23 protein-coding genes are annotated in these 19,657 nt (G+C 60.6%); 15 read left to right on the forward strand and 8 right to left on the reverse strand.

Features of this window, described 5'->3' with window-relative positions:
- Window positions 1–18: 18 nt before the first annotated feature.
- Both JQ575_RS01460 and JQ575_RS01465 read left to right on the forward strand, forming a co-directional pair.
- The gene (locus tag JQ575_RS01460) at window positions 19–204 is read left to right on the forward strand and encodes a hypothetical protein (protein ID WP_212031505.1); all 186 of its coding nucleotides are present in this window, start codon (window positions 19–21) and stop codon (window positions 202–204) included.
- A 321-nt stretch (window positions 205–525) separates the two neighbouring features.
- Window positions 526–801, forward strand: coding sequence for a hypothetical protein (locus JQ575_RS01465; protein WP_312015862.1), 276 nt, complete (start codon window positions 526–528; stop codon window positions 799–801).
- Window positions 802–824: 23 nt separating this feature from the next.
- On the opposite strand, the gene JQ575_RS01470 is transcribed toward JQ575_RS01465, so the two are convergent.
- The 3 genes from JQ575_RS01470 to JQ575_RS01480 all read right to left on the reverse strand — a co-directional run bounded on the left by JQ575_RS01470 (window position 825) and on the right by JQ575_RS01480 (window position 3,834).
- Window positions 825–1,637 carry an aspartate dehydrogenase gene (locus JQ575_RS01470; protein ID WP_212031506.1) on the reverse strand — a complete coding sequence of 271 codons (813 nt, stop codon included), beginning with the start codon at window positions 1,635–1,637 and terminating at the stop codon, window positions 825–827.
- A gap of 142 nt (window positions 1,638–1,779) precedes the next feature.
- A complete protein-coding gene (locus tag JQ575_RS01475; protein WP_249166359.1) occupies window positions 1,780–2,829 on the reverse strand; it encodes a ShlB/FhaC/HecB family hemolysin secretion/activation protein in 1,050 nt (349 codons plus the stop codon).
- Window positions 2,830–3,024: 195 nt separating this feature from the next.
- Window positions 3,025–3,834, reverse strand: coding sequence for a helix-turn-helix transcriptional regulator (locus tag JQ575_RS01480; RefSeq protein WP_212031507.1), 810 nt, complete (start codon window positions 3,832–3,834; stop codon window positions 3,025–3,027).
- Between the two features lie 850 nt (window positions 3,835–4,684).
- Between JQ575_RS01480 and JQ575_RS01485 the strand changes: the two genes are divergently transcribed.
- Together JQ575_RS01485 and JQ575_RS01490 are read left to right on the forward strand one after the other, a co-directional pair.
- Window positions 4,685–5,320, forward strand: coding sequence for a DsbA family protein (locus JQ575_RS01485; protein WP_409364753.1), 636 nt, complete (start codon window positions 4,685–4,687; stop codon window positions 5,318–5,320).
- An 86-nt stretch (window positions 5,321–5,406) separates the two neighbouring features.
- Window positions 5,407–6,375, forward strand: a complete 969-nt coding sequence (locus tag JQ575_RS01490) for a tripartite tricarboxylate transporter substrate binding protein (RefSeq protein WP_212031508.1) — start codon at window positions 5,407–5,409, stop codon at window positions 6,373–6,375.
- A gap of 9 nt (window positions 6,376–6,384) precedes the next feature.
- Here JQ575_RS01490 and JQ575_RS01495 read toward each other — a convergent pair whose 3' ends face one another.
- Window positions 6,385–6,651, reverse strand: coding sequence for a PilZ domain-containing protein (locus JQ575_RS01495; RefSeq protein ID WP_212031509.1), 267 nt, complete (start codon window positions 6,649–6,651; stop codon window positions 6,385–6,387).
- Between the two features lie 211 nt (window positions 6,652–6,862).
- On the opposite strand from JQ575_RS01495, the gene JQ575_RS01500 reads away from it, so the two are divergent.
- From JQ575_RS01500 to JQ575_RS01510, 3 genes are read left to right on the forward strand one after another with little or no spacing between them, the layout of a single operon-like run.
- Complete coding sequence (locus JQ575_RS01500) at window positions 6,863–7,018, forward strand: hypothetical protein (RefSeq protein ID WP_212031510.1); 156 nt, start codon at window positions 6,863–6,865, stop codon at window positions 7,016–7,018.
- 27 nt (window positions 7,019–7,045) lie between these two features.
- Window positions 7,046–8,242, forward strand: a complete 1,197-nt coding sequence (locus JQ575_RS01505; protein ID WP_212031511.1) for an acyl-CoA dehydrogenase family protein — start codon at window positions 7,046–7,048, stop codon at window positions 8,240–8,242.
- Window positions 8,243–8,269: 27 nt separating this feature from the next.
- Window positions 8,270–8,671 (forward strand): VOC family protein, encoded by a 402-nt coding sequence (locus JQ575_RS01510; protein ID WP_212031512.1) that lies wholly within the window; start codon window positions 8,270–8,272, stop codon window positions 8,669–8,671.
- 351 nt (window positions 8,672–9,022) lie between these two features.
- Here the strand turns inward: JQ575_RS01510 and JQ575_RS01515 are convergent, their stop codons facing one another.
- Window positions 9,023–9,772, reverse strand: coding sequence for a Spy/CpxP family protein refolding chaperone (locus JQ575_RS01515; RefSeq protein ID WP_212031513.1), 750 nt, complete (start codon window positions 9,770–9,772; stop codon window positions 9,023–9,025).
- 464 nt (window positions 9,773–10,236) lie between these two features.
- Between JQ575_RS01515 and JQ575_RS01520 the strand changes: the two genes are divergently transcribed.
- From JQ575_RS01520 to JQ575_RS01550, 7 genes are all read left to right on the forward strand, one after another.
- Window positions 10,237–11,577 (forward strand): ABC transporter substrate-binding protein, encoded by a 1,341-nt coding sequence (locus tag JQ575_RS01520; RefSeq protein WP_212031514.1) that lies wholly within the window; start codon window positions 10,237–10,239, stop codon window positions 11,575–11,577.
- Window positions 11,578–11,720: 143 nt separating this feature from the next.
- Complete coding sequence (locus JQ575_RS01525) at window positions 11,721–12,653, forward strand: carbohydrate ABC transporter permease (protein ID WP_212031515.1); 933 nt, start codon at window positions 11,721–11,723, stop codon at window positions 12,651–12,653.
- Window positions 12,653–13,567 (forward strand): carbohydrate ABC transporter permease, encoded by a 915-nt coding sequence (locus tag JQ575_RS01530; RefSeq protein ID WP_212031516.1) that lies wholly within the window; start codon window positions 12,653–12,655, stop codon window positions 13,565–13,567. Before JQ575_RS01525 ends, JQ575_RS01530 begins: the two co-directional genes overlap by 1 nt.
- A 4-nt stretch (window positions 13,568–13,571) precedes the next feature.
- Window positions 13,572–14,672: an ABC transporter ATP-binding protein gene (locus JQ575_RS01535; RefSeq protein ID WP_212031517.1), complete on the forward strand. Its 1,101-nt coding sequence runs from the start codon at window positions 13,572–13,574 to the stop codon at window positions 14,670–14,672.
- A 32-nt stretch (window positions 14,673–14,704) separates the two neighbouring features.
- Window positions 14,705–15,691, forward strand: coding sequence for a hydroxyacid dehydrogenase (locus JQ575_RS01540; protein ID WP_212031598.1), 987 nt, complete (start codon window positions 14,705–14,707; stop codon window positions 15,689–15,691).
- A gap of 339 nt (window positions 15,692–16,030) precedes the next feature.
- Window positions 16,031–16,636: an RNA ligase family protein gene (locus JQ575_RS01545; protein WP_212031518.1), complete on the forward strand. Its 606-nt coding sequence runs from the start codon at window positions 16,031–16,033 to the stop codon at window positions 16,634–16,636.
- A complete protein-coding gene (locus JQ575_RS01550) occupies window positions 16,633–16,788 on the forward strand; it encodes a hypothetical protein (RefSeq protein ID WP_212031519.1) in 156 nt (51 codons plus the stop codon). The genes JQ575_RS01545 and JQ575_RS01550 overlap by 4 nt, the downstream gene beginning before the upstream one ends.
- A gap of 80 nt (window positions 16,789–16,868) precedes the next feature.
- On the opposite strand, the gene JQ575_RS01555 is transcribed toward JQ575_RS01550, so the two are convergent.
- Window positions 16,869–17,216, reverse strand: coding sequence for a putative addiction module antidote protein (locus JQ575_RS01555; RefSeq protein ID WP_212031520.1), 348 nt, complete (start codon window positions 17,214–17,216; stop codon window positions 16,869–16,871).
- Window positions 17,217–17,288: 72 nt separating this feature from the next.
- Window positions 17,289–18,050: an outer membrane protein gene (locus JQ575_RS01560; protein ID WP_212031521.1), complete on the reverse strand. Its 762-nt coding sequence runs from the start codon at window positions 18,048–18,050 to the stop codon at window positions 17,289–17,291.
- Between the two features lie 348 nt (window positions 18,051–18,398).
- Here JQ575_RS01560 and JQ575_RS01565 point away from each other — a divergent pair, with 348 nt between their 5' ends.
- Window positions 18,399–18,725 carry a hypothetical protein gene (locus tag JQ575_RS01565; protein ID WP_212031522.1) on the forward strand — a complete coding sequence of 109 codons (327 nt, stop codon included), beginning with the start codon at window positions 18,399–18,401 and terminating at the stop codon, window positions 18,723–18,725.
- On the opposite strand, the gene JQ575_RS01570 is transcribed toward JQ575_RS01565, so the two are convergent.
- A complete protein-coding gene (locus JQ575_RS01570; protein WP_212031523.1) occupies window positions 18,722–19,225 on the reverse strand; it encodes a hypothetical protein in 504 nt (167 codons plus the stop codon). The genes JQ575_RS01565 and JQ575_RS01570 overlap by 4 nt on opposite strands.
- Between the last annotated feature and the right edge of the window lie 432 nt (window positions 19,226–19,657).

The raw sequence follows: 19,657 nt of genomic DNA on the forward strand, positions 1-19,657 counted from the left end.
TCGGATATGGGGTTAGCCATGGCTGAAACACCTAAACTCTCCGTCGAGAAAGCACTCGAAAAACTGCGCAGCGCCGATGCGCCGAAATCCAGGGACGTGCGACGCACTGAGGAAATGGACGCCCTTGATGACGAGATAAAGCGCTTGAGGGCGCAACGACTTCGCCTGGACCGGCAGTCGGGACGTTCGAACAAGAGAGATTGACGTGGATCTGGAAGGTTCGAACCTCCTCCTGCGCAGAGGACGTTGCGAATCGTTCTCAGATGAGCGTTTGATACGCCTGCCGCGCGCATTCAAACTTTGTGCACCTCTTGTGCTGGAATCCGCGTTACTTCGTCGGGTTGGGCGTCTAAATTATTCTGGCTACGCGTGCGAGGCCACGTGGCTAGCACCGTAGTTCTTCAGTTCCAAAATCCAATTTTGACAGTCCAATCAGCACGGTTGACAGGACACCTCTTCCGTCAAAATTAGACGTTATCCAGCCCATCCTGCTATCCTGGGCTTTACACCCTCGGACTTTGCCAAATGGCCATGCATGATTTCGAGAAGGCGACGCGCGTGCTGGACGCCTTGAAAGCTGCCGAAGATCAACCGGCGCAATTGGCCTTGCCGATACTGAACGGACTGGTCGGCCTGGTTCAGGGAAGTGGCGAGCAGCCGCTGGAGGTCGAAGAGGCGCGCTCTGGTGCATTCATGGCGATCTGCGAGGTCGGCAAGGCGCTGCACCGCGGCCAGCCTGCGGACCAGCTTTGGTCGGCGGCGATCGGCGCCACGGAGCGCTGGATGTCGCTCACGAAGTGAGGCCTGCCCTCACCGCCTGATCCTCAGGTCCCGACGCGCAAAGCTGAACCTTGCTTGCGCAGATAGGCAATGACCGAAAGTGCCGTGATACGGCCAGTTTTCGGGTTCTCCGAGGGAATGTTCTCTATCGTCATCGAAAAGCGTGCGGAGTCCGATTCCACTTCAACGCGGTGCACGTTGCGGGTCACGGTTGGATCGGCCCAGATCTGCAGCATGGTCCGGTCCGGCCCAAGGCCCGCCAGCGACAGCGCCACGGCAACATTGAGATTCGCCGGGAAGCCCTTGGCGGCATCACGGGCGGTGCCCTCGAAAATCTTCAAGGGCTCGGTAATGCCCGCAATGTCGATGTTGTTTTCGACCAGATAGGGAGCCCCGGCGAGGCCGTTGAGCGGCTTTCGCGTCACCATCCTGACCGACTGGATATTGCCTTCCGCCGCGGCAGTGACCGCGTCGAGACCGATCAGCGCACCGGTCGGCACGACGATCTGGCCGCCGTTCTGCCTGGCCAGTGCAATGAGATCCTCGTTCTCCAGAAGCGCGCCCACGCTCAGGACGATCGCAGTTTTACCGCGGTTCACGAACGGGATGACAATCGATCGAACGAGCTTACTGGGTGCGCACTCGATCACGATATCGGCCGCCGCGCAGAGATCGTCGATCGGCAAGACGGCCGGCGATCGCTTCAATTTGCCGAGAAAATCGCCATGCTTGGCCGGGTCCTGTACCGATACCGCCGCGAGGACCAGACCGTCGATGCCTTGATCCAGGGCTTCCACGACCTTCCGCCCGATTGGACCAAGGCCGACGACGGCGACGCGCCGAGATGGGTTGGGCATCGTACGAACTCCGCTGAAATTGCTCATGTGCCCTGCATAGCATTTCCGGGACGCGCGTCGAGAATGGCAACGCGGTCACCGGGCATGTCAGCACATTGGCCGGGATGTTTCGGGGCGCCTCGCCAGAATCCTGGCCGAGTGCCTATCCGGGCACGTTTTGCTTTGGGAACATCAGCAGGGGCCGGAAGATAAACCGGCCATAGTATTCGTAGTGCCGCTGAGTGGAGATCGCCAATTTCAGGGGCGTTGCATAGCTGCCCTCGAACGTCAGCGACGGCGCCATCGTCCACGAGAACCCCACCCCGATCGAACTCAATTCGACGATGCCGGGGAATGTGGAGAACACCGCGCCCCAATCGGTGAACACATACGTGTCCAGGCCCTTGAGAATGTACGACCAGTTGTAGTGCAGTTCAGCGTTGACGTAATAGCCGCTGTCGCCGGCCACCGCATTGGTGGGATAGCCGCGCACGGTGGTCGGGCCGCCGATCGAAAAGATCTGGTCGCCGGGCAACAGCTTTGTCGGCGAATACTGCCAGCTGCCCAAGAGATTGGCGCTGAAATTGGCAGGTCCCGTCCCCGTCGCTATCGCACTGCCGGTGTATGTGTTGAAGGTTCGGTTGCCGTTCAGAATGTAATCGTGCCATTCGATGTAGTTCATCGACGGCGAGACGGTGATGGAATAATTGTTGCCGGAATTGGTCAACGAAAACCCGCCCGTGGTTCGCTGATAGCGGTCGCTGGTTACCGCAACGGTGCTAAACCGGCTTACTGTATTGCCGTCGGTCTGGGCCGCATTGAGCAGCAGCAGCCAGTTTTGTGTAACCCAGGCCGGCTGGCTGAAGTTGATGGAGGCCTGGGTCGACCGCCCGGTTACGTCGAGCGCAACGAACGGTCCGTCGATGATCTTGATCTTGCCTTGCGTGTAACTCACGCCGACGCGGCCGCCCCAGGGGTTTACTGGAATGTTGTAGGCGACGTTGCCGTTGAGATTGCCGTCCGACCTCACCCCATAGAACGTCAGGCGATCGTCCACGCCGAACAGGCCGTGACGTCGGTAAAACGCGCCACCCTCGAACCGGCCAGTGTTCTGGACACCCTGATTGTCGGTAAATAATTGCAGTGTATCGGTGGGTGGTTCGATAACGGCGAATTGCAGGTCGGTCAGGCCGAAGCTGGTCCCCGGCTGCAACAGCTGACGGCGTCAGATCATTCCGCTGCTTTTGATTGGTTGTTGTTCAAAGCCCCAACGGGCTTGTATGAGTTTTTGAAAATGAAATTTTAGAATGCGTTTTATGTAGTCTTTAGAAATCGTCGCGGTCAAGTCAAGCCACACGTCAACAACAAAATAGCCTCCCCTAAATGGGTTAGGCGTTAACCAGTAATCCTACGTGACTTGATTGATCGTTACGCCGAGCAAGCTGACCAATTCCGCTTGCCGCTGCACTCCTGTCTTTTGAAACACCGATTTCAGGTGAGATCGAATCGTGTTCTGAGCTATTCCGGTTGTGGACGAAATCTGTTCGATCGATTTGCCTTCGGTGATCTGACTCGCCGTGCGTGCCTCCGCCGGTGTGAGATCAAAAAGGGCCTGCAACAATGGCGACGCCGGGCTGGTGCTTGGCACCATCGACGTGATGAAAACGATCGACAAGGCACCGGTGAAAACATCCCGTCCGCCGCCGTGCAAGGGCACGACGTGAGCGACAAAAGCCGGGTCAGTCCTGGTGGCTCGGACCGGAATGGAGCGGCCGATTCCATTCGAGGAACGCCCGCCGCTCGAAATGGCTTCCATCAGCAATGTCTGAGCCGGTTCGGATGTAAATTGAATGAGGTTTCCCGCGCCGACGCGGACATGACCCTTGCTCGCGAGGAAACCGGCATTGGCCGAGATAACGCGACCAGTGGACGCCAACGCCGCAGCCGGCAAGTCGATCGCGTCCAGCGTCGCGACTGTCGATATCGCCCGATCCAGCCCCAGTCGCGCCGAGAGGACCGATGCCCGTGCAAGATGCGGACGCAAATGATCCAAGGTCTCCGCAACCGAACGCGGCACCGGGCCCTTGCTGTGAGCCTTCTCGATCGAGAACACCAGCGTATCGCCGGCCGGTGAACGTATCGACGTTCCAACGCACCATCCAAGTCCACGAGGGCGCAACAGTTCGGTATAAAAATCGGAGGCGTCGATCTCCTCCATCGTCAACTCGTCCAGATCGGTCAGGAACCTCGGTTCGTCGATTGGAACGAGGCGCTGGCCGCGTGGATTGTCGAGATACCATTTGCTGCCGGTCCATTCCGCGATGAACCCCTCAATGGATCTGGATGACAGCCATCGGGGATCTCCAGGGCCAGCCGCGAACAGCAGCGTACCCTCGGCATCGGCTATTTCCGCCAGGCGATCGAGGATGGACCGCCATTTCTCCGGAACGACCGCCGCTTCATAGATCTCGTCTATGAATGGATCTATCGCCACTGCCCCCTCACCCTTCTTGCCCGCCGGCTTTCAAAGCCAGCTCGCCCGGTATGAATGGATTGCCAGATTTTCCCGGTCAACTGGTATCGTCGATCATCGTAAGCAAGCACGATTAATTCAACCGTGCAGATCGCAGACCGTCACGTTGTGCACATCTCCCGCGAGCGAACATATTCAACTCTGGTAGCCCGACCACGTGGACCGGCATCCGTAGTTCTACGTGATGTCGACTGAAAATCCGCGTTGCGTCTGCCGCCGTCATGGTCTCGAAAAGCACTGATCCATTTCGGCAAGAGCCGGGTGAGGTTGGAAGTTCCGGGAAATGTCAAAACCTCTGCATGATAAACCCTGAGAGGTTTTCAGCCACTCCATCAACTTCAGGACGTTTGCTGCACGCGTCGGCGATGAAGCTCCGACCAGCGATATCGGCGGCCATGACGGCGCGCAGCTCCACGCGGATCGACCGCTGCTGTGACACATCCGGCTTTCGTCTTTGCTTGTTGAAGAATATAGATAATTTCAGACACGGAAGAACCGGACAGACTCTCCCCGCCCATCAATTTGGAATAGCCCGTTGAACGCCCGTCGCTGCATCGCCTTTGTCGCCCTGCTCGCTTTCACCGCGCCGTTTTTCACAGGCCCCGCCGTCGCCCAGAGCGCAATGGCGGCGGCTGTCGCCAAGCCGGTGTCGCTGCCGGACATCGCGATCGGCTCGCCGAAGGCGCCAGTGACCATCACGGAATACGCGTCGATGAGCTGCTCGCACTGCGCCGCCTTCGGCGAGAACGTCTTTCCGATGCTGCGCTCCAAATATATCGACACCGGCAAGGTCCGCTTCGTGTTCCGCGAGTTCCCGCTCGACGTCGCGGCTGCGGCGGCCTCGATGCTGGCGCGCTGCATCGCCAGGAACGATTCGGAAAAATATTTCAGCGCCATCGAGGCCCTGTTCAAGCTGCAGGACCGGCTGATCAGGCAGACCAAGGAAACCCTGAATTTCGTCGGCAAGCTGAACGGGATGAGCGAACATGACGTGGTAACTTGCGAGAGGGATCAGGCGATGCTCGACAAGCTCGCCGCGGATCAGAAATACGCCCACGAAACGCTCAAGGTCGATTCAACGCCGACCTTCTTCCTCAATGGCGAGCGGCTGAAAGGCTCGATGTCTTTCGAGGAACTCGAAGAGCGGATCAAGCCGCTGCTGAAGAAGTAACGACTGCGCCGCGCCACGCCTCCCCCTTGTTCTGCGGCGCGCCGTCGTTGATGATGGCGTCAACAAACATAAAATCGGGGGGCGTCATGGCGGCCGTTCTGCAAATCTTGCTCGCTGCGGCGCTGCTGCTGGGCGGCGTCCCGACGGCCTCGGCACAGAACTATCCGAACCGCCCGGTGCGCGTGGTTGTCGGGTTTCCCGCCGGCGGCCCGACCGACGTGATCGCGCGCATGGTGTCGCAAAAGCTCTCCGATGCACTCGGCCAGCAGTTCTTTGTGGAGAATATCGGCGGCGCCGGCGGCAACACTGCGTCCGGCCAGGTCGCCCGCGCGACGCCCGATGGCTACACCATCATGGTCGTCAGCACCGGCTTTGTGGTCAATCCCAGCCTCTACGCCAAGGTGCCGTACGATGCGGTCAGGGATTTCGCGCCGGTGACGCTGGTCGCGGTTTCCCCGAACGTGGTGGTGGTCAACCCGTCGGTGCCAGCCAAGTCGCTTCCGGAATTGGTGCAACTGATCCGTGACAATCCCGGCAAGTACGGTTTTGCCGGCCCCGGCGTCGGTTCGACGCCGCATCTGGGGGGTGAGCTGTTTCGGCTGGCGTTCAGCCTCGATCTGGTGCACGTGCCGTTTACCGGCGCAGCGCCTGCGATCCAGTCAACCGTCGGCGGACACACGCCGATCGCTTTCACCGCGCTGCCGCCCGCCCTTTCGGCGGTGCAAGCTGGCCAATTGCGCGCGCTCGGCGTTGCCGCAAGCGAGCGCGCTGCGCAGTTGCCAGACGTGCCGACCTTTGCCGAACAAGGCATCAAGGACCAGGAGGCCGACACCATCACGGGCATCCTTGCGCCGGCGGGAACGCCGAAAGAGATCGTCGACCTGCTCTATCGCGAAATTGCCAAGGCGGTCGGGCAGGCAGACGTGAAAGAGCGCCTGACCGCGCTCGGATTCAAGCCGGTCGCGAACCGGCCGGAGGAATTCGGCGCCCGCATCAAGCTGGAAATGGAAAAATGGGGCAAAGTGGTACGTGACGCGAAGCTCAGGATAGAGTGACGCGTCACTTCATTCCGGCGGTTCCTGTACGACATTCATGAACGTCAGGCCGATCCGGTTCTTCCTGATCCAGGCGACCCGGCACTCATGAACGATCGAGGAATCCTTCGCCATCACGAGGCGGAAGTGCTGCGGAACGAATGCAGGGTTCTCAACGTCGATCGCCGCACCCTCGAGCGAAATATTCCTCACCACGCAACGCATCACGGAGCCGCCCGATGAGACATAGGCGGGCGCCTCGATCTCGGTTCGCGGATATTTTCGCTTTTCTTCCATGCGCTCCGGCCGTGGATATCGCTCGACCTATCTAACTAGCCGAGAAACCTTAAGCAAATGGCGTGTGTGCAGCGCAACGCGATCGGCGACGATGGACCGCGACATTGTGCGGAGCGGCAGGATGGTCCTCCTCGCTTCTGCGCAGATGTGCTCCGCGTCTTCGTGGGCTTGTCGCGCGCGACGGCCCGGCGATACCCTTTTTACATAGGCGGTGACAGCGTTCGTCTATCTCGGCTGCTGGTTCCTGATGGCCGGCATCGTGTATTATTTCGTCGGCTTCGAGACCAGGGGCAAGTCGATCGAGCAGATCGACAAGGAACTGGCCGACGGGCTGAATATGTCGGCGGCGAGAGTCCGGCAGGCATAGCCTTGAATACAATGCGTCGATGGAGGCTTGGATAATTTGATCGCGACTGCTGCCGACCTTGCCGGTGACCGGGCGATCATCGCCCGTGCCGAGGCTGTTCGTCCCGATGTGGCGGCCGCGGGAAACGACATTGAGAATAAGCGCCGGCTACCGCCGGCGTTGCTCGACAGGCTGCACGACGCGCAGCTGTTTCGTCTGTTGCTGCCGCGCTCGACCGACGGGATCGAAACCGATCCCGTCACCTTCTTTCATGTCATTGAAACCATCGCCAAAGCGGATGCGTCCACAGCCTGGTGCCTCAGCCAGGCCGGCGGCTGTGCGATGTCGGCGGCCTATCTCGATCTGCCGGTCGCGCGCGCGATCTTCGGGGATCCGCGCGCAGTACTCGCCTGGGGTCCCGGGCCCAAGGTCCGTGCGATCGAATGCGAGGGCGGTTACAGGGTCACGGGCGTGTGGGCCTTTGCTTCCGGTGGTCGGCACGCGACCTGGCTCGGCGCGCATTCTCCGATCTTCGCGGCCGACGGCGCTCCCCGATTGGAAGCCAACGGCATGCCGTTGGAGCGGACCATGCTGGTACGAACCGAGGACGTCGAATGGACCGACATCTGGAACACCGTCGGCCTGCGCGGCACCGCCAGCGACCAGTTCGCGTTGAATGATTTCTTCGTTCCAACGGACCATTCCATCACCCGTGAATTCGACCGGGAATGCCGCGAGAGCGGTCCGCTCTATCGCATGGGGGCCGGCACTTGCTACCAGGTCGGCTTTGCCGGCGTTGCCTGCGGCATTGCCCGAAGCGCGCTCGACGACTTCGTCGAGGTGGCGCGCAACAAAGTGCCGCGCGGCGCCAAGGGCATCTTGCGCGACAACGCCGTGGTCCAGACCGGCCTCGCCCAGGCCGAGGTCAATTTGCGCGCCGCCAGCGGTTTCGTGCTGCAATCGATGGCCGAAATCTGGAAGGACCTCGTCGCCGGCGCCAGCATCACCGTCGCGCAGCGCATCACCGTCCGCATGGCCGCCACCAACGCCATCCACAAGGCACGCGAGGCGGTCGACTTCGCCTACAACGCGGCGGGAGCCACCGCGATCTTCGAGGGCCACCCGTTGGAGCGCCGCTTCCGCGACATCCATACCGTAACCCAGCAACTGCAAGGCCAGATCAGACATTTTGAAACCGTCGGCGCATGGATGATGGGCGTCGATGTCGATCTCACCTTTGTCTAACCCCTTTGCGGCTAAGGAGAACAAACCATGGGACTTGGCGGATTACAGCACTACACCATCGAACCTTCCGATCTCGAGCGCACCAAGGATTTCTACTGCGACGTGCTTGGACTCGAGAACGGCGACCGTCCGCCGCTCGGTTTCCCCGGCTACTGGCTCTACTCCGGCGGCACCGCCACCGTGCACCTGATGGGTACGCGTCAGCCACGCGAGGGCATCGTGGTGCGCGGTACCGAGAAGAAATACGCGGACACCGGGCGGCTTGACCACATTGCCTTTGCCGCGACTGACGTCGACGGCGTGCGCAAGCGCCTGCAGGCCAAAGGCGTAAAATTCCGGGAGAGCATCGTGCCGCGAACCGGCGATACGCAATTCTTCCTGTACGATCCCGACGGCGTCGGTGTGGAACTGAATTTCGCGAAGGCGTAGCCGGCCACCGCCGCGAGCAACGTTCGACCATTCCGCCACGCCCCAGCACTGGCCGAACTTGTTTGAATTCCGGCTTTTCGGTTTCGGCTTTGCGTTAGCGGTTCCCGACAAGGCCGCAAGTCAGCCATCAGTCGGGCGCGATCCCGTCAGGGTTTCTTCATCATTACATGGCGATTGGAACCCGCCGCGCCGCTGCGGCAGGATAGCCGGGTGCCTCGCCTTTCACCTACCCCAGGGCATGCGTGCCCGGCTATTCGCCCACGGGCATACCACTTGCCCTGCGAAAGCCAGCCCCGGACTTGATCCGGGGCGGATGACGTTCTCATGCGAACGCGCCAAGGATCGCGCGCGCTAATCCAGCCCGCGCTCGTGGCTCAGATTGACCATTTCCTGGATGAATATCTTCTTCTGCTTCTCGTCCAGGCTTGCGAATAAAGGCTCGGCGGCATCGGCCACATTGCGCTGGTCCACCGCGCGGTCATTGAGAAATTGGGCCTCGTTCCGCATCTGCTCGATGATGTCGTCGGGCGGATCGCGTTTGGCGCGCGCAATACGCAGATTGAGGCGATCGGCGCCATTATGGCCGAGATAGTGCATCGCACTGTTGAAGCCGGACCAGTTCTTCTCCTGCTCGGGCGTCAGATTCAATTGCTTCTTGATGCGCTCGATATTGGCGTCGCTGTTGGCGACGATCTGTTCGGCCGTCATTTGCGGTGCACCGGTCTGGGTCAGCACCTGCGGCTGTCTTGCTGCCGTCTTAGTCCCCTTGGCCACCTTGCCGGATTTTGCGGCATCGTCCTGCTTTGCGGTATCGCCCTGTTTGCCACCCTTCGCCGGGGCCGCTTGCTGCTGTTGCTGTTGTGCGCCGCCGGTGAGGACGCCGGTCACACCGGTCACCACCCCCACGACACCGCCGATAGCGCCGCCAAGCACGCCGCCGACCGGTCCGGCTGCCTTGTTCCCCTCCCGGGCGCCCTTTTGGACCCCCTCAACCACCTGTGCCTCCACCGTGAGCGACGCGCTAAACAGCATAAGGGCGGCCACCCCAAGGGCTGCGCACAGTCTGAGCCGCGCGCGCAGCTTCGATGTCGGGCTGGTCATTGTCTGGTCTCCATGGTCGATCGTGAGTTTCCGGCGTGGTGGTGCTGGGCCAAGGACCGCGGCCGAATCCGATTTTATCGTTTTCGCGCCGCGCGAGTCTACCTGCCGCGCCCAGCCGTCCCGGTGATGAAAACGGCGGCGTATCCCAATTTGGACACGCGGTAGGGGAACCTGCGGCGCTACTTCACATCCTCACCCCCTCCGGTGAGTTCGATAGGTGCAACGCAATATTCCGCGCCATGAGTCAGCAATGAGCGGTAGACAACGGGCTAACGGTCGTCGCTGCCTTCGATCTGCACGCAACGTTAGTTCTAGGACAGCGCCTACGTGATTTCTCGACAGACGCTGGCAATTCTGCTCTGATCGTCAATAATGAAAAATGCGCGGCGCCCGAACGGAGCCGAATAGAAAAGCAAGAACGGGAATTTCTTCATATCCGATTGGCCCATCCAGGGAGGAACGCCATGACACGGAAGAAGCTTACTCGACGCCAATTCATTGCTGCGACAGCGCTATCATCGGCGGCACTCGTGACCGCTCCCTACGTGCGCGGCGCGCACGCCGCCGGCAAGCTATCGATCGGATTTTGGGACCATTGGGTACCTGGCGCCAACAAGGCTTCTACCGATATTGTCAATGAGTGGGCCGAAAAGGAAAAGGTCGAGGTCGCCATCGACTACATCCCGAGCCAGGGTAACAAGAACCTCCTGACGATCGCCGCCGAGGCCCAGGCGAAGGCGGGCCATGACATTCTGGCGATGCCGACCTGGTGGCCGCACGCCCAGGCGGAATTGCTCGAGCCGATGAATGACGTGGTCGAGGGGCTCATCAAGCAGAACGGCGAAGTCAACGGCACCGTTCAGTACCTCGGCAAGGCCGGCAACAAATGGCTGGGCGTTCCGGCCTGCGTCGGCAGCCAGATCAAGGGGCCCTGCTCGCGCATCGATCTGATGAAGCAGCACGCCGGCATCGACGTCCAGGCCATGTATCCGGCAGGTTCGGCACCGAAAGCCGATGGCTGGACCACGGACACATTCCTGAAGGCGGCGGAGGCCTGTCACAAGGGCGGCGTTCCCTTCGGCATCGGGCTTGGCGAGACCAGCGATTCCGTCGATACCGTCGGGGCGTTCTTCCTGGCGTTCGGGGCGGAGGTCGTCGATGCCAAGGGCAACGTCGTCGTCAAGAACGACAACGTGCGGCAGGCGCTCGAATATTACAAAAAGCTGATGGCTTTTCTGCCGTCAGACGCGCCGTCATGGGACGACGGCTCCAACAACAGGTGGCTGGTCTCGGGCAGAGGCGCCCTGATCATGAATCCGCCGAGCGCGTGGGCCGTCGCCAGGCGCGATGCGCCGCAGATCGCGGAGCAATGCTGGACCCACGGCTTCCCGGTCGGTCCGAAGGGCCGCTTCGCACCGTTCCTGCCCTACTTCTGGAGCGTCTGGAGCTTCTCCAAGAACAAGGAGGCGGCAAAGAGCGTGCTGACGCGTCTGTCGCAGCCGGATGCGGTCGAGAAAATGGTGGCGGCGAGCGGCGGTTACGACCTGCCAGCCTTCGAGAAACTGACGACCCTGAAGACATGGGCCGAGGAAGGACCGCCGAAGGGCACGCTCTACCACTATCCGAATCCGCACAAGCATCAGCTGCTTTCGATCTCGGCGTCGCCCGCGCCGCCCAAGGTCGCCCAGCAGATCTACACCCAGGCAACGCTCACCAAGATGTGCGTGCGCTTCTACCGGGGCGAGCCCATGGAGAAGACGCTGGCCTGGGCCGAAGGCGAACTCGAAGGCTTCATGCGCAGCTGAGGCGATTTCGCCGCCGCGGCCCGTTGGATCTTGGGCCGTGGCAGCGTGCATCCGCCTGCCGACACGATGGGAGCCGGCGCCGCGCCGGCTTCTCGACGAGGAAACCACCCTGCTCTGAATGAAACGCGCGAGGAAGATGCATCATGGCTGATGTCGCGATTGAGCGTAACGCCGCTCCGCGAACGGCGCGCAAGCGCGCCAGTTTACGAACCGCCCTGAAGCGCAAATCGACCGCAGCCTTCCTGATGACGCTGCCGCTGATCCTGCTGATCTCGCTGCTGGTCATCTATCCCGCCTTCTACTCGCTGCATCTGGCCACCCTGAACAAGTCGATGCAGCGCTTCATCGGGCTCGGAAACTTCCAGTTCCTGTTCAAGCGGGAAACCTTCTGGCTGGTGGTCGAGCAATCCTGCATTTTCGCGATCACCGCCGTCTTCTTCAAAGCGCTGATCGGCTTCATCGTGGCGCACTTCGTCCACAACATTCCGGCCAAGGGCCAGCGCAAATGGCGCGGCATGCTGCTGGTGCCCTGGGTCATCCCACCGGCCATGAGCACATTGGCCTGGCTGTGGCTGTTCGATCCGTCGTACAGCGCCTTCAACTATTTGTTGGCCGGCGTCGGCGTCGACCGGATTCCGTGGACCGGAGAGACCGGCTGGGCCCGATTCTCGGTTATCCTGGTGAATATCTGGTTCGGCGCCCCGTTCTTCATGATCATGTATCTGGCTTCGCTGAAGTCGGTGCCCGATCAGCTCTATGAGGCCGCGGCCATCGACGGCGCCAACTGGTGGCAGCGCATCTGGTACGTGACGCTGCCGATGATGCGCAACATCATCGCGATCACGACGCTGTTTTCGGTGATCGTCACCTTCGCCAATTTCGATATCGTGCGCATCCTGACCGCCGGCGGTCCGCTGGACCGTACCCATGTCTTCGCCACCTGGGCGTTCCGCATCGGTATCGAGGGCGGCGACATTCCGCTCGGCGCCAGCGTCTCGCTGTTTATGGTGCCGATACTCGCAATCGCGGCAGTCTTCATCCTGCGCGACATCAACAAACGCGGGAACGAATCCTGATGACCAGCACCGTCGTGATCGACAAGGCCGCCCCGACCCGCCCCGTCAAACTGCGCAGCATGAGCCGCGACCGCACCTGGGCCCTGCGATGGTCGTACTTTTTCCTCACATTGTTCGCGGTGTTCGCGCTGGTGCCCCCGCTCTACATGGTGATTACGTCGCTGAAGACCAGCGCCGAAATCTCCGCGGCGACGAACCCGTGGTGGGTTTACCATCCGACATTGTCGAACTACGTCGAGTTGCTGACATCGAACCAGTTCCTTACCTTCTTCCGCAACTCGGCGCTGGTCTCGATCTTCGTCGTGACCATCACCATGCTGATCAGCGTGCCCGCGGCTTTTGCGCTGGCGCGGATGCGGTTCTGGGGCTCGGCAACGCTCGCGACCGGCGTTTTCCTGACTTACCTCATCCCTGAAACGCTGCTGTTTCTCCCCTTGTTCAAGATGTTCGTGGCGTTCGGCGACCTGACCGGGATCCAGCTGATCAACAAATGGTACGTGCTGCTGGTGATCTATCCGACGCTCACGGTTCCGTTCTGCACCTGGATCATGATCGGTTACTTCGCCTCCATCCCCAAGGAGCTCGACGAGGCCGCGATCATCGACGGCGCGTCCTGGTTCCAAACGCTGACGCGGATATTCATTCCCGTCGCCCTGCCCGGCCTGATCGCCGCGACCATCTTCGCCTTCACCGTTTCCTGGGCGCAGTTTCTCTACCCGCTGGTTTTCACGACATCGACGGATCAACTGGTGCTGCCGGTCGGTATCGTCACGACCTTGATCAAGGGCGACGTGTTCGCATGGGGCCAGATCATGACCGGCGCCCTGCTCGGCGCCGCGCCGCCGCTGATCATCTACGCGTTCCTGATGGACTATTACATTGCCGGCCTGACCGCCGGTGCGACAAAGGGTTGAACTCATGGCTGATGTGACGTTGCGCAAGGTTGTCAAGAAGTACGACGACGTCGAGGCGGTGCGCGGCATCGATCTCGATATCGCCGATCATGAGTTTGTCGTGCTGGTGGGCCCGTCGGGTTGCGGAAAATCGACCACGCTGCGGATGATCGCGGGGCTCGAGGACATCACCGACGGCGACATCATGATCGGAGGCGACGTCGTCAACGACGTACCGCCAAAGGACCGCGACATCGCCATGGTGTTCCAGAACTACGCGCTCTACCCGCACATGACGGTCGCGGAAAACATGTCGTTCGGGCTGCGGCTGAAACGCTATCCGAAGGCCGAGATCAAGACCCGGATCGACGAAGCCGCGCGCATGCTCGACATCGTCGAACTCGTCGACCGCAAGCCGAAGCAGCTGTCAGGCGGCCAGCGCCAGCGCGTCGCCATGGGCCGCGCCATCGTGCGTAATCCGAAGGTGTTCCTGTTCGACGAGCCGCTGTCCAACCTCGACGCCAAGCTCCGCGTCCAGATGCGGATCGAGATCAAGAAGGTGCATCAGAAGGTTCGCACCACAACGGTTTACGTTACCCACGACCAGGTCGAGGCGATGACGCTCGCCGACCGGGTCGTGGTGATGAACCATGGCCGGATCGAACAGATCGGAACGCCGAACGAGCTCTATCACAAACCCGCCACCAAATTCGTCGCAAGCTTCATCGGTTCGCCGGCGATGAACTTCATCCCCTGCCGGCTCGAGGAAGCCGGCGGCAAGCTGCATATCCGGATCACCGACCGTCTCGCCTTCCCGCTGCCGCCTAAACGCGCCGCCAGATACCAAGGCGTGTCGCGGACCGACAAGCTGCTGCTGGGGCTGCGGCCCGAGCACATCACGGAAGCCAGCCCGCATGCCGAGCCGGGTGTCGAGAACTTCGATGCTGTGCTCGATGTGACCGAACCGATGGGAATGGAGACGCTGATCTACTTCCCGATCGACGGCACGCAAGTTTGCGGCCGGGTCAATCCCAACGCCGGCGCACAGGATGGCGCCCCGCTCCGATTGGCAGTGGACCTCAACAATATGCACCTGCTAAACGAGGTGAGCGGCGCCGTCATTTGACGGCGGAGACAACCGTCACCCAAGGGCAGGAAATGGCGACCAACAAGAAGAAAATCTTCGTCACGGAATCGATGTCACAGCAGGGGCGTGCGTTGCTCGACGCACGCGAGGATATCGAACTCGTCGAATTCCCCAACATGATCTCGCAACCGGATTTCCAGGCCAAGCTCAAGGAGCATGCGCCGGTCCACGGTGTCGCCCTAGGCGGCACCCGTTTCGGTGAAACGGAGCTGGAAGCTTCCAGGGACATGTTGGTGGTGACCCGGATCGGCGTCGGTTTTGATGCCGTCGATGTGCCGGCGTTGAGCCGCCGCAAAGTGCCGCTGATGGTCGCCGGCACCGCGAATTCGCCCTCCGTTGCCGAGTGCGCATTGTTCATGATGCTGACATTGGCAAAACGCGCGGTGGAAATGCACTCCATCGTCAGGGACAACAAATGGCCGAGCCGGCTCGGGATGCTGCCCTACGACCTCTATGGCAAGACCGTCCTGATCGTTGGCTTCGGCCGCATCGGCACCCGCACCGCCAAGCGCTGCCAGGCGATGGAAATGAACGTGCTGGTTTTCGATCCCTACAAGCCCGCGGCCGACATTAAGGCCGCCGGCTGCGAGCCGGTCACCGATCTCGACGCGGCGTTGCCGCGCGCCGACTTCGTCAGCCTGCATTGCCCGAAGACCCCGGAGACGGTTGGAATGATCAATGCCGCGCGCTTGAGGCGGATGAAGCCGACCGCCTATCTGATCAATACCGCGCGCGGCGGCATCGTCGACGAACCCGCGCTGCATGACGCGCTGGTGTCCGGCAAACTTGCCGGCGCCGGGCTCGACGTGTTCGAACAGGAGCCGCCGCCCGCCGGCCATTCGCTGTTCGCGCTTCCGAACGTCATCTTCGCACCCCACGTCGCCGGTGTGACCAGGGAAGCCGTCGATCGCATGAGCGAACAGACCGCGCGCAATATCCTGAGCGTGCTCGACGGCGATCCGTTGCGTCAGAACGTTATCAATCAGGACGTGCTCTGACCGATCCGGCATGATCAAACCGGGCGACGGCTCAACCATCGAGCCGCCGCCTGGGATGTTTCATACCGGCACAATTATAAGGAAACCTTATTCCGTATGACGGGCTAACCGCGCAGGTCCGCGCCCGGCATAGCCGGTTCTGCGCCTGAACGGACAAAACTCAGCCTCATTCGGAAGCGAGGAAAAGATACCGGGCGGCAACGGGGACACCGATTCCGCACATGGTGCATCAAGATATTGATTTTCAACGATAAATTTAGGGAGACGCATTCGTGCGCACAATCTGATGTACAATGACCTAAGAGACGCATTGTCTCTGCGCTAGCCTATCTAAGCCGCATGCGTACCAGTGCTTTCGAACCCTGCATCCCGAGCCGCGCCACCAAGGTTCCGACCTCCAAAAGCTGGATCCATGAGGTGAAGCACGACGGCTACCGGCTGATCGTGCATCGCGAGGGCAAGCGCGTGCGCCTGTTCACCCGCAACGGTTTCGACTGGAGTGACCGCTACCCGCTGATCACCGAGGCGGCGCTGCGCATCCGGTCAACGTCGTTCGTCCTGGATGGTGAAGCGGTGCTGCTCGGCGTCGACGGGATCTCCGACTTCGACGGCCTGCATTCCCGGAAGCACAATGACGAAGTGCAATTCTACGCCTTCGATATGCTGGTGAGCGACGGCGAAGATATCCGCAAGCTACCGCTCACCATGAGGAAGACAAACCTCGCCCGGCTGCTGGCGCGGCGCGTTGACGGCATCTTCATTTCGGACTTCGAGCGCGGCGAGATCGGGCCAGAGCTTTTCCGGCACGCCTGCATTATGGGGCTTGAGGGCCTGGTGTCGAAGCTCGCCGACCGACCATATCGGCCCGGCAGGTCACCCAACTGGGTGAAGATCAAAAACCCCGCCTCTCCCGCCATGCTGCGGGCCAAGGATGCCTTCTCATGAATGTCTGGGTCTACGTCGACACGAGCAAGCAGGTCGGAGATATCGACCATCTGCAGGTATTCGCGAGCGAGGCCGCAGCCGAGGCTTGGTTTCGAGATCACGATCCTGAGGGCGTAGCCTTTGAATACCCGATCAGGGACGAGCCGGCCTGACGGACGAGCAAATACCCCGGCTGACTCGCCGGCGCGATCCTGAGGCCCCCAGCGAGACGTGGCACTCTGGTACGATGACGTCAGGGTCGGGACGATCGCGGCCGTAGAGAGCCTGCTTTGGAGCGCACCGCTCCTGCATTCCGGCGCAGCGTCACATGCAACTGGAAGCCCATCGCATCGAGTACTCTAAAAATCGTCGTGAAGTTCGGTTTTTGTGGATCGCGTGCAAACGCACGATGAATGCTTGTCCTCGCAATCCCAGATTTCTCCGCAAGGTCAGAAATATTGTAAAGGTGGGTGGCTGCGCCAATGGCATGAAAAATTTCGGCGACATCCGATTTCGTGAAAGCTTCATTTATAAGATCGGCAGCCGCGCGTCGCGAAGCCGGCTGTGGCCGAGTTGGGCACCCGATCGATGTTTTGGGCATGTAATCCCTCTAATAAAATAGGCCGGCATTTCTGCCGGCCTACTTTACTAAAGACGATGTGATAGGGCGAGGTCAGTATCTCGCTGCGATTGGCGCGCCGTAGCCGCCGAAGCGATAATTCAGGCGCAGGGTGACCATATCCACGTCTTGGCTGATCCGGTTATTGACAAAAGCGGCGGGAACCGCTGCAGCCGTGAACGTATTGTTGGCATCACCCATGAACAGATGGTTGTATTCGACACCGAACGACCAGTTTGGTGTGAAGCCGTACTCCAGTCCAACACCGATGGTGCCGCCCCAGCGGGTTGCGCTAGCTGAGGCCAGTTCAGCGCCGGTAAGGGTACTGAGGATGCTAAAGCGGTTGCTCGTCACTGCCGCGCCGCCCTTTACGTACAGCAGCGCTGCATTCCAGGCGTAGCCTATCTGGCCGGTAAAGAGGCCAATACCATCGGTCGTGGTGCGAGTGGAGAACGCGGGATTGATGATGCTGATGCGCTGGTTGCTGAGATCCGCCCAATCACCCTGAGCTTCCAGGCCAATCACCCAAGTGCCCGACTGCCAACGATAACCGATCTGCCCGCCAGCGAGGCCGCCCGACCGTTCCCGGCAACCGTCAGCGACGACTACGCCAGCCACATCGACGAAATCCCAGCAGTTGCGGCTCTGACCCCAACCGCCGTTGCCGCCGATGTAAAAGCCGGTCCAGTCGTAAATCGGGGCCACCATCGGAGGCGGTGCCTTGGTATATGGCCGAGCGGCCATATCAGCAGCCGTGGCGGGAGCGCCCAATCCGAGCGCAATCAACCCGACCGTCCCCAGCAAAAACTTTTTCATCATAACTTCTCCATCCCCGTCGCCTTATCGCGACCGTCAACCGCAGTGAATTGCAACTTGCTTGATTTTCCTGGAAAAGTCCGTGCCTGGGGGGCAACAGTCCGTTTTTCAATTGTGCCCGAACTGTGACGGCACGGAGCACCCCGTGCCGTTGTCAGCTCGGATTAGGGGCCGAAGGCCTGGTCGGCCGGTCACCCAACTGGGTTAAGGTCAAAAACCCTGCCTCTCCGCCATGCTGCGGGCCAAGGATGCCTTCTCCTGCTGGATGGCGATAAGCCCCAGTTGACGCGGCGCTGCTTTCCTGAAGCTCCGAGCGAGACATGGCACCTTTGGTATGACGATGTGCGTGTGGGGACGATCGCCAAAGCGGAGGGGCTAAGGGGTTTCACCTATTGGACCTGGGACTGCGGTTTCAGCATTAACGGCGCCAGTCGCGACCACCGATCCGGCGCAGCCGCGACCTATGAGGACGCGCGCGTGGCCTTCCTTGCCGCCTGGGCCGAATACCTTCCAAGGCGAATACCAGAGGACTTTGACAACTGGCGCCATGAAGCCGCCTGGACAGCCGAGAAGTATGCGCGCTGGGACCGCGACGAACGAACCGCTCCGCCGTGGCCGCTGCCTGGGTTCATGTTCCGGGCGAAGAAAAACCCGCCTCTGCCCGACGTCCCCTAATCAGAAAAAGCCGCCACATCGATATTTTCAGCGCTCAGCGCCTCATAAATTAACAGCGCGGCCGCTACGCTCTTTATTGCTGCCTCGTGATACCTGATCAACCTTCGGGTTGTCGCTCGCATACGGGGCTCTCTGCGATCCCACTGATCGAAAGTGAGATCTGCATTGTCTAACATTTCCTCGATCCGGTAGCGGTCGTCAGCGTCTCCACCCTTGGAAAGGCCTAGCAATACGGCTTCAGCTTCCGCACCGGCCATTTTCGCGAGGATAAAGCCACGCCAGGGCAGGTTAGGTTTGCGGTATCGCCCCCGCGCTCTCCAACCTGACAAAATCCCGGACTCGTCCGGGTCTTCAATGTCAGCGAAGCCCGCGAACTGACCATCCCGGACGATCGACGCGCCGCCGCACTTCAAGCCCAGTGCGCGGCCTATTACGGCGTGCCCAGCTTCGTGAATGGCGGTGTGTCGAAGGTCGTTCAATTTCGTCAACAGATTCGACAAATCAGTTTCCTTTTCAGACTCTGAAACAACCTTGAAGGTTGTGCGTTCCGAAATCGGGATCTGCAGCCTGCAAACACGCGAACGCTTCCTCTCGCGTCGCGCCGTCAGCCATCATCGTTAATAAATTTGACAATAGCTGCGTTGAGTTCAGGTTTCTGTTGGCTTCATCGTCGTCCACATTAAGGCACGTCCCTAAACGGGAAACCCGCCGGGCGTGAACCGGCGGGCTTGAACTTTGAAGCCGACTATCTCAAGCGCAGTCGTTACCCCACAAAACGCGCCGCTGGACGGAAACCGAAGTGGCTGCATTACGTTCAATGGCTCAGGCCGGAAAAGACGCCCGCAGCATCGGCATAGAACTTCACAGGTCTTTTATGGGCGTCCGAGCCAAGGCCAAGAAACTTTAGCTTACCTTGCGTCGCATGAGGGTAT

Source organism: Bradyrhizobium sp. JYMT SZCCT0428 (assembly GCF_018131075.1).
In the GTDB taxonomy this organism is placed as follows: domain Bacteria; phylum Pseudomonadota; class Alphaproteobacteria; order Rhizobiales; family Xanthobacteraceae; genus Bradyrhizobium.